The organism is Levilactobacillus sp. HBUAS70063 (assembly GCF_038374745.1).
Lineage (GTDB): Bacteria > Bacillota > Bacilli > Lactobacillales > Lactobacillaceae > Levilactobacillus.
Genome location: NZ_JBANSM010000014.1, coordinates 1 through 9,159 on the forward strand (window position 1 = coordinate 1; position 9,159 = coordinate 9,159).

Below are 9,159 nucleotides of genomic sequence, written 5' to 3' on the forward strand. Positions count from 1 at the left end.
CAAGGCTCAATGACGCCAAATGACTATATTTATTAACCTCAGTCCAAGTTTCCCAAGGGCTGAGGCCCATTTTCGTACTTTCAACCTTCAGTCCATAAGATGTACCGCCCAATCTTCGCTGAACTTCTTCACGTGCTGCATTTGTAAAAGAAAGTACACAAATTCCCGAGGACATATTACTCCTCTTTTGAGCAAGAATACCAAGCTTAGTGATTAACAGAGTCGTTTTCCCAGTGCCTGGGAAGGCTTGAACATCTTGAAAATCATTTGGTGGCATACTCTTAATAATCTCTCGACGATTAAAATCAAAGTGTATTTGGTTCCCCATTGCAATTTCAATTTGATCAATATCCGCATCTGTTATTACAATTTCACTATTTTTCATTATTTCCACCAGTTACGTATTTAATGGCATCAACTAAATAAGATGGGATAATTTCCTTATATGAAATCTCAGCATCCAACATGTCTTCTAACTTATTAGCTAAATAATTAGCAAATTCTGCTTTGTGATCTTTAACATGTTTATAGAATAATACAGAACGACTTTCTGAATCTTTAGCGTCATCGAAACCCTTGCGCCATCTAGTTTGAGTTCCTTGTTTAATTCCAGTAGCTTGAAATAAAGCATCAATCAATGTCTCTTTAAATATGTCATTCTTCCACCCTGACCAAACAAGATCATATTCAAGTGTCCAATGATTGGAAATAAACGCCTTTACATCACCGTCATTAATATCCTCTTCCCGTTGCTTTAATTTATCTTGCAAACTTGAATCTTTTAGAAGATCACTTTCTGTGTGCCAATGACGCTTTGTATTTTCGACATCCTGGTTTAGAATGTTTGGAGCTACGTCTGGTTCTATATCTCTATCAGTAATGCAAGCCACAGGAATCCCCATCTTTGTGTCATCAGAGCGTTTAAAAATATTTGCATAATGTATTAAGCCCTTACTCATAACATTTACTATGGAAACACCATAGTCAGAAAGATTTCGACCTATTAACTTTGCTAGTGTTGGGAGAAGTATTTCTTCACCACTTCCCTCAACAATCAGCACGCCATTCGCAAAAAATAGGTTAGATTTGGTTGCGTCTAAAAATCTTTCGAGAAACTTATAATCATTTGCAGCAAGTTTTGTGCTCTTAACATCCATAGGATAAACTTTTCCAGATTTTACAATAACCAAATTTTCCAAATGTACAACGGAGGCAAGCAGTGGTGAATGAGACGTTACAATTATTTGATGAGAAGAATCATTAGCTGAAGACTCCAAAGACCGAATCAACTTCATTTGACGCTGTGGATGAATATGTGCTTCTGGCTCTTCAATGAGAGTGAACTGGCTTGAGTTACTTTTTTGCTTCTGCAATAAAAGTTCACATGCCATACTCATAATATTACTAGTTCCCAATCCCGGAATCCCGTAGACATCCTTTTTATCGTGATCAACGTTCAGCCCAACTTTTTCTAGGAGGAATAAAACTTTCTGGCTTTCAGAAACATTGGAATTAGCTACCTCCAACTTTGTTTTAACTTGATCTCCATTTAAGAGCATTGTCTGAGTTAAAATACTATTCATTTGTTCGCTGGCTTTTACCAAAGGCGCGAAATTTTCCAAAAGGTAGTTCGTCAAATTAAAAATTCCAGTGAGAGACAGATCTGTAACTTGGGTTTCTTTAGAATATTCTGAGCTTCCGCAATCTAAGTTGGGTACTTGTTTAATGACTTGTGATAGTCTTGAGCCCTTCCCAGCCTGCATATCCATGTATGCGTCCCTCAAAGGCTTCAGGTATGTAGTTCTAAACATCTCACGGGCCTCCGCAACAAATGTAGGGCCATCTCCATTCTTTCCTGAAGTTATCTCCACAATAGGTCGAGCTGGATTGAATTTTAGACTAAAGTGGCAAGTCCAATTCAAGTAGACAACTGGTCCACTTTTGGTATAAGTAAGATATTCTAAAAATAATGCTTTCTCATCTTCAGTTAAATTATTGAAACACACTTGTATTTGAATTTCGTTATTAAGATCGTTATTGAAGACGTCTGATGGTAGTATACGATTCCACCTCATATCAGTAGTTCCCATTGCATACCGCAAGGCATCGATAATAGCAGATTTTCCAGCATCATTTTCTCCTACCAATACTGTTAATCCATGGTGAAACTGAATAGTACATACTTCTGGACCAAATTGTCTAAAATTCTTAATTTTAAGTGTCTGTATTTGCAAGCTCTTCCCTCCTAAATTTTTCTTAAGGTTAAAGATTTTGTTCATTAGCCATTGTTTATATTAAAACACTCATAATAAGTAAATTATACCCGGGTTTATATTACTTCCCAATTAGTTTGGTCAATTTATTCATGATGGAAAAAGAATGTTTAAAGAATCACACTAAGTAGCAACGTTAATACGGATTACTAAAAATAATACATATGTATTTACTATGTGATTGTAGCATCCTGAAAAGCATACCATTCATTTTGGCCACTAGGGTATACCCTAGTGGCCGTTTTTATTTCTGTGCTATACTAGGAAATACAGATGTTCATTAGAACTGTCCAAAAAGGAGAGCTAGAAATGGCTAAAATCGGTTATGCGCGTGTGAGTTCCAAGGAGCAACATTTAGATCGACAATTAGCGGCTTTAAAAGACGTTGATAAATTATTTACGGATAAATTAAGTGGGGCTAACACTAATCGGCCAGAGCTGCAAAAAATGCTGGCCTATATTCGTGAGGGTGATATTGTAATGGTAACTGAATTAGATCGCTTAGGCAGAAACAACCATGATTTGACTAAGATCATGAACTCCATTCAAAATAAGGGTGCCACCCTAGATGTGTTAAATTTGCCGTCCATGACAGGGATTGCTGACCCAAATTTACGTCAACTGATGACCAACTTGATTATTGAACTCTATAAGTATCAGGCCGAAAGTGAACGTAAGCGAATCATTGAGCGCCAGCAACAAGGGATTGCCTTAGCTAAGCAGCAGGGTAAATATCATGGGCGTAAACCCCAATACACCCAAGACGATCCCCGCTTGCAACATGCTTTTAAACTTTATCAGGCAGGCATGAGTGATGTCGATGTTGCCCGTAATACAGGAATTAAACGGACAACCTTTATAAGGTATCGAAAGAAATTTAATGTTAAGGTAGATTGTAAATTATGAGCTTCTTTAAAGTGATTTCATTATGATGTATATGGCATAGTTGCTTTTCTTCGTATTTAGGATTAGTATTTTGCAATGCTATATTTCAATAATTAGCGTTGGGGACAAGCAAATATGAATAAGCAACTAGAACGTGTTTCTTTTGCGGGGGCACTTGTTACTTTAGGAATTGTGTACGGTGATATTGGCACTTCACCATTGTATGTTATGAATGCATTGATTGGTGACGCCGGTAAAATGGGAAATATTTCTCCCGATTACGTGATTGGATCGATCTCGTTGATTTTTTGGACATTAATGATCATTACAACGTTGAAGTATGTTGTCATTGCAATGCAAGCCGATAATAAGCGTGAGGGCGGAATTTTTGCTTTATATGCATTGGTTCGAAAAAATTCAAAATGGTTAATTTGGCCAGCCTTGATTGGTGGGGCGGCTATTTTGGCCGATGGAACATTAACTCCTGCAGTAACTGTGACTTCAGCCATTGAGGGATTAAAAAAACAACACCTTGGCCCTGTGGTGTTTAGTAATTCTCAACATAACGTCTTGATTATCACAACAGTTGTTCTACTCGTATTATTTATGATTCAACGTTTTGGAACAGGTGTGATTGGGAAATCCTTTGGACCAGTGATGATTTTATGGTTTGGCTTTTTGGCTGTCTTTGGAATCGTTAATCTAATCAATTATCCAATGATATTGAAGGCTATTTCTCCTTATTATGCAATTAAGATACTCTTCAGTCCAGTTAACAAAGTGGGAATCTTTATACTTGGAAGTATCTTTTTGGCAACCACAGGAGCAGAGGCTTTATATTCCGATATGGGTCACGTTGGCAAGAAGAATATTTATGTAACCTGGCCACTAGTATATAGCACCCTATTTTTAAATTACTTAGGTCAGGGGGCTTGGATAATTAGACATGCAGGTGACACTGCTTACAGGCACTTATCGAACTTAAATCCCCTTTATGAAATGCTCCCAGGGCCTTGGCGCCTAGTTGGCATTTTGCTAGCCACACTCGCTGCAATCATTGCCTCTCAGGCGTTGATTACGGGTTCTTACACTTTAGTCGATGAAGCAATTGGCTTAAAATTTTTACCTAGAATGGTTATTAGACATCCAAGTAATATAAAAAATCAAATTTATATTGCAACTGTTAATTGGATACTATGTATAATAACAATCAGTGTAGTCTGGTTCTTTGGTAGCTTACAAAAAATGGAGGCTGCGTATGGTTTAGCAATCACTATTACCATGCTTATGACTACCGTGCTTTTGCATGAATTTTTAAATAAACACCTAAATAAGGGAACGGCGCTTATAATTGCCTTGTTTTTTGGTTCCCGGTTTGTAAAATTAAGTTAGAAATTTAAAAAGCCATTTGTGATAGACTTTTGAGTGTCAAAATCAAAAGAAAGGCTGATCACAAATGACCTATACTCATCTTACTATAGACGAACTTGCCACAATTTATTCTTTTTGGAAACTCGGTAAAAAGGCTTATCTAGTGGCCCCAGCGCTCCATCGGAGTGCTGAAACTGTGTATCGTATTTATCGGTTTCTTGACGCTGGCGGTACGATTATTGATTACCAATACCACTATCGAAAGCATAAACAACATTGTGGGCGTAAACCAATTCAACTACGCCCTGATGAACTGGCCTATATTCAAGCTGGTTGGCAACCAGATACCATTATTAATCGCCAAGAACGGGCTTTCAGCTGTGGGGTTCGAACCCTTTACCGCCTTTTCAAACGCGGTGTTTTGGGGTTGTCGACCAAAGATTTACCGATGCACGGCAAACGGCACCCTAATGGTTACATTGAACGTCGTGGGAAAGCGGGTCAATTGGGCAGGGATTTAAAGAATCGTTATCAGGACTATCCTAATTTTAATCAAGAATTCGGCCATTTAGAAGGTGACACGGTTCAAGGTAAAAACCATCAGGGTGCGGTAACCACGCTGGTTGAACGACAAACTAAGGTCGCAATTGTGCTGAATTCGCATACCAAGTCGGCACACGATGTCAATCGTAGTTTAGCAGGATGGCTTTCGAAGCTGCCACGACACCTATTTAAGTCAATTACGTTTGACAATGGTAAGGAGTTCGCTGGTTGGCGAACCATTGCTAACCAATTTGATTTAAATATTTACTTTGCCGCTGTCGGAGCACCCAATCAACGTGGTTTAAATGAGAACACCAATGGTCTGCTGCGTAAAGATGGTTTACGTCACAATCTTATTATGGACCAGCTATCAGATGGATTTGTTCAAGCAGTTGCCAGTCGACGAAACCACATCCCACGAAAAAGTTTGGGTTACCAGACACCTCTGGAAGCATTCATCAGTCAGATTACAGATGAACAGTTAAAAAATTTCTAACTTAATTTGACAATTCGGGAGATTAAAAACACTGCTTTTGGCTTCCGTAATTGGGAGAACTTTGTCAACCGTATTAAGATTCAACGCCAATGGCTTCACCCAGCACGTCAAACTGTGACGGTATAAAAAAGTACCTAGACCAATTAAGCTCCAGATACTTCATAAGGATTCCATCAACTTCACATGACAAATAACAAAAAAACTGGCATTGGTGTGGTCCAATGCCATAAATTTTACAGCAAATATCATTTGTTTTTTAGATCATCAACAGTATTAATATTCTTCATATATTTGGGAACTGCCAACCCTGTTTGAGCACCCTTCAAATTTTTGCGCAATTGAACATACTTACCTTTGTACTTCTTGGCATACAAGCCATGGGTAACTGGTAACTCAGCAGTCACGGAAGCGTCAGAACTACCATTAGCTATCGAATTCCACATAACTCCCACGTCTAACTGTTGCATTGTAGCTTTATATCCTTTTTGCTTCAACAAAGTCGTTACTAAAGTGGTTGTCGCAATTTCATAGTCATATGGTGTATAAACTAATTTAATTTTTTTGCCATGACCGTTTGGCACCCCCGCTGTCCATGCTTTGACTTGTTTAGGATGGTTTTTAATAAACTGATTGACAGCTTTTTGCTTATTCATGCCACCGTTTATGTTCAGCATTACTGGATTTGACATTGAAATTGTCCAATGGAAATTCTTTAGTAACTTAGTAGCACCTGGATTATCTTTTTCCAACCCTTTACGTGTAATGGTGCGCATTGATTCACCATTACCATAAACATGTTTTGGATCTTTTAAAAATTTCAACGAATATTTAGCAACCATCCAGTGTGGCTGCCAGCCAGTAACAACGATAGGCTGTTTATTTTTAACTGCCTTGGATAACGTGCTAATCATCGCAGCTGTAGAACTTGGCATGATCTGCCAGTTAGCCTGTTTCAACTTATATTTTGACAACAATGTTTGTGTATTAGCCATTTCACCCGCACCAGCTTCGATCCCTGTAATCGTATAATTGATTTGCGGTCCTAACTTTTTATGTGAGTCGTATTCAGCTGGTTTAGCACAAGCACTAACTATGGCTGTCAAACATATAATCACTGTGGCCATTTGCAAATAACGGAGAATTCTTTTCTTCAAACTAATCATTCCCCCTTTATTTGGATGTTTTGTTGAACGATTGTGTGATTCGATCCAAAATAATAGCTACAATAACCACAGCAATTCCTGCGGCAAATCCTGCTCCGGCATCATTACGCCCCACAGCAAAGTAAACCTGAGTTCCTAAACCAAGGGCGCCAATCATTGATGCAATCACGACCATTGAAAGTCCAAGCATCATCGTTTGATTAATTCCGGACATTATTGTTGTTTTTGCTAGTGGTAACTGTAATTTGATTAGCTTTTGCCAGCTGGTCGAGCCAAAGGAATCCGCTACCTCGATCAAGTCACTTGGCACCTGCCGGATTCCCAAGTTTGTCATTCGCACTGTCGGTGGCGTCGCAAAAATCACTGAAGCCAACACCCCCGGTACCATCCCGATACCAAAAAATGAAACGGCCGGTATTAGATAAACAAACGCTGGCAAGGTCTGCATGAAGTCAAGAATTGGTTTGATTACGATCTCAGCTCTTGAACTTTTTGCCATCCAAACTCCAAGTGGAATCCCAACAACGATTGCAATCAAACTAGACGACAAAACTAACGTCAAGGTCTGGGTCATATCACGCCAGTATCCTAAGTTCCAGATCAATAACAGCCCCAAAACTTCAAACACCATGAAACTAATTTTCTTTTGTCCTCGTTTAACCCAGTACGTGAGTGCTAAGACCACCAAGATAAAGACCCATTGCGGCAAGAAGTCAAAAGCCCATTGAATACCGTCAATGATTACCTGGAAAAAGATCGTCACACTATTAAAAAATCCGGTAAATTGACTCAGCCAGTCAACACCTGAGTTGATCCAATCCGCTAAAGGTATTTTTCCAATATTCATTAAGCACTCACCTCTTCCCCAGCGATAGCCGCCAAAACAGAACTCCGTAGAATGATGCCTAGTAGATGATCGTCATCATCCAACACGACATAAGGAATTGCTGCCTTCGAAATATCGTTAATCAATGCATTGATTGGCATATCCACACTTGTCTTAGGCACGTCTGTCCTAAGAACTGACTTCAGGTCTTCACTGCCCTTCTTAATCAGATCCGAAACATCATGCGCATCGGCAAAGCCCACGAATTTGTTGTCATTATCAACCACGTATATTGAAGAGATATCGTTGGCTCGCATTCTCCGCAAAGCCACCCGTGGTCCAGCCTTTCCAATATTAACCACCTGGGCCCGCGTCATTACACTACTTGCCGTCAGGACCTTTGTCCGGTCGACCCCTTCGATGAAGCGTTCTACGTAATCATTAGCCGGGTGAGTCAAAATATCTTCCGGATTATCAATTTGTTCGATATGGCCATCACGCATGATCATAATCCTATCCCCTAATTTCAAAGCTTCGTTCAGGTCATGGCTAATAAAAATGATCGTTTTATGCATTTTTTCTTGAATTTGCAATAACAAATCCTGCATTTCTTTCCGATATAACGGATCCAAGGCCGAAAATGCCTCGTCCATCAACAGAATCTCGGCATCATTGGCCAAAGCGCGCGCGAGACCAACCCGCTGCTGCATCCCGCCTGATAACTGATCTGGATATTGGTCGTCATACCCGGTCAAGCCGACTAGTGTCAATGCTTCATGAGCTTTCCTGTTTCGTACATCTAACGGAAACTTTTTAAGCTCCAATCCATAAGCCGCATTTTGTAATACGGACTTATGCGGAAACAAGGCAAAATTTTGAAAAACCATGCCGATCTTATCTTGGCGCAAGTGACGTAATTCTTCCTTACTGAGGCCCATCACACCTTGTTCATCGATTTCAATATCCCCATCAGTCGAATTTATCAAGCGGTTGATCATTCGGATAATCGTAGACTTTCCACTTCCAGACAGCCCCATGATTACAAACAGTTCACCTTCATTAACAGCAAAACTAGCTTGATTAACTCCAACAGTACAACCTGTCTGCGAAAGGATCTCTGCTTTAGACTTTCCCTCACGCAACAATTTTTTTGCTAGAGATATTTGCTTTCCAAAAATCTTAGTTACATTTTTAACTTTAACTTTTTCCACCAACATACACCTCCATGTATTAGCATGTTACCCAGATTATTATTCATAAGGAATAATAATCTGGGTAACGTGGTGTATAACGCTATGAATGAGTCAAAATAAAATTTACATTTTTTATATTCACCAATTTGTTCTAAACCAAGAAATTAGCACCATATCCAACCAATTTCATCTTACTCAACCTTCATAAGGCGTTCAAAAACTTCTTGGTTACCTAAAAGTACTATAATCCACTATATCAAAATTTTGATTTTTTTAAAAGTCTCCAGCTTTAGAACGTGATTAGAATTTTTTTAATAGGGCAAATTACAAGTTTAATCCGAACAAGCCCGGAATCTTTCAATGGCAGTCTGTTGATGATGTATTTTTAATGGTCGTTGATTAATTAGTT

The 9,159-nt window shown here is 39.0% G+C and carries 7 protein-coding genes and 1 pseudogene; 3 read left to right on the forward strand and 5 right to left on the reverse strand.

From position 1 onward, the window contains the following. Both V8I28_RS12805 and V8I28_RS12810 read right to left on the reverse strand, forming a co-directional pair. On the reverse strand, positions 1–385 hold a 385-nt coding region (locus tag V8I28_RS12805; protein ID WP_341780446.1), incomplete at its 3' end, for a UvrD-helicase domain-containing protein. Next, the gene (locus tag V8I28_RS12810) at positions 375–2,234 is read right to left on the reverse strand and encodes an ATP-dependent nuclease (protein ID WP_341780447.1); all 1,860 of its coding nucleotides are present in this window, start codon (positions 2,232–2,234) and stop codon (positions 375–377) included. The genes V8I28_RS12805 and V8I28_RS12810, both read right to left, overlap by 11 nt. Positions 2,235–2,582: 348 nt before the next feature. On the opposite strand from V8I28_RS12810, the gene V8I28_RS12815 reads away from it, so the two are divergent. The 3 genes and pseudogenes from V8I28_RS12815 to V8I28_RS12825 all read left to right on the forward strand — a co-directional run bounded on the left by V8I28_RS12815 (position 2,583) and on the right by V8I28_RS12825 (position 5,568). Then, positions 2,583–3,179 carry a recombinase family protein gene (locus V8I28_RS12815; RefSeq protein ID WP_020923832.1) on the forward strand — a complete coding sequence of 199 codons (597 nt, stop codon included), beginning with the start codon at positions 2,583–2,585 and terminating at the stop codon, positions 3,177–3,179. 114 nt (positions 3,180–3,293) lie between these two features. After that, a pseudogene (locus V8I28_RS12820) lies at positions 3,294–4,529 on the forward strand (KUP/HAK/KT family potassium transporter); the annotation flags it as partial. An 85-nt stretch (positions 4,530–4,614) separates the two neighbouring features. Further along, positions 4,615–5,568, forward strand: coding sequence for an IS30 family transposase (locus V8I28_RS12825; RefSeq protein WP_341780448.1), 954 nt, complete (start codon positions 4,615–4,617; stop codon positions 5,566–5,568). 245 nt (positions 5,569–5,813) lie between these two features. Here V8I28_RS12825 and V8I28_RS12830 read toward each other — a convergent pair whose 3' ends face one another. Genes V8I28_RS12830 through V8I28_RS12840 form a run of 3 tightly spaced genes read right to left on the reverse strand, consistent with a single transcriptional unit; the run spans position 5,814 to position 8,771 of the window. Continuing rightward, entirely contained in the window at positions 5,814–6,731 is a 918-nt protein-coding gene (locus V8I28_RS12830; protein ID WP_021731002.1) for a glycine betaine ABC transporter substrate-binding protein, read from the reverse strand. A 7-nt stretch (positions 6,732–6,738) separates the two neighbouring features. After that, the gene (locus V8I28_RS12835; RefSeq protein WP_341780449.1) at positions 6,739–7,578 is read right to left on the reverse strand and encodes an ABC transporter permease; all 840 of its coding nucleotides are present in this window, start codon (positions 7,576–7,578) and stop codon (positions 6,739–6,741) included. After that, entirely contained in the window at positions 7,578–8,771 is a 1,194-nt protein-coding gene (locus tag V8I28_RS12840; RefSeq protein WP_341780450.1) for a quaternary amine ABC transporter ATP-binding protein, read from the reverse strand. Before V8I28_RS12840 ends, V8I28_RS12835 begins: the two co-directional genes overlap by 1 nt. Between the last annotated feature and the right edge of the window lie 388 nt (positions 8,772–9,159).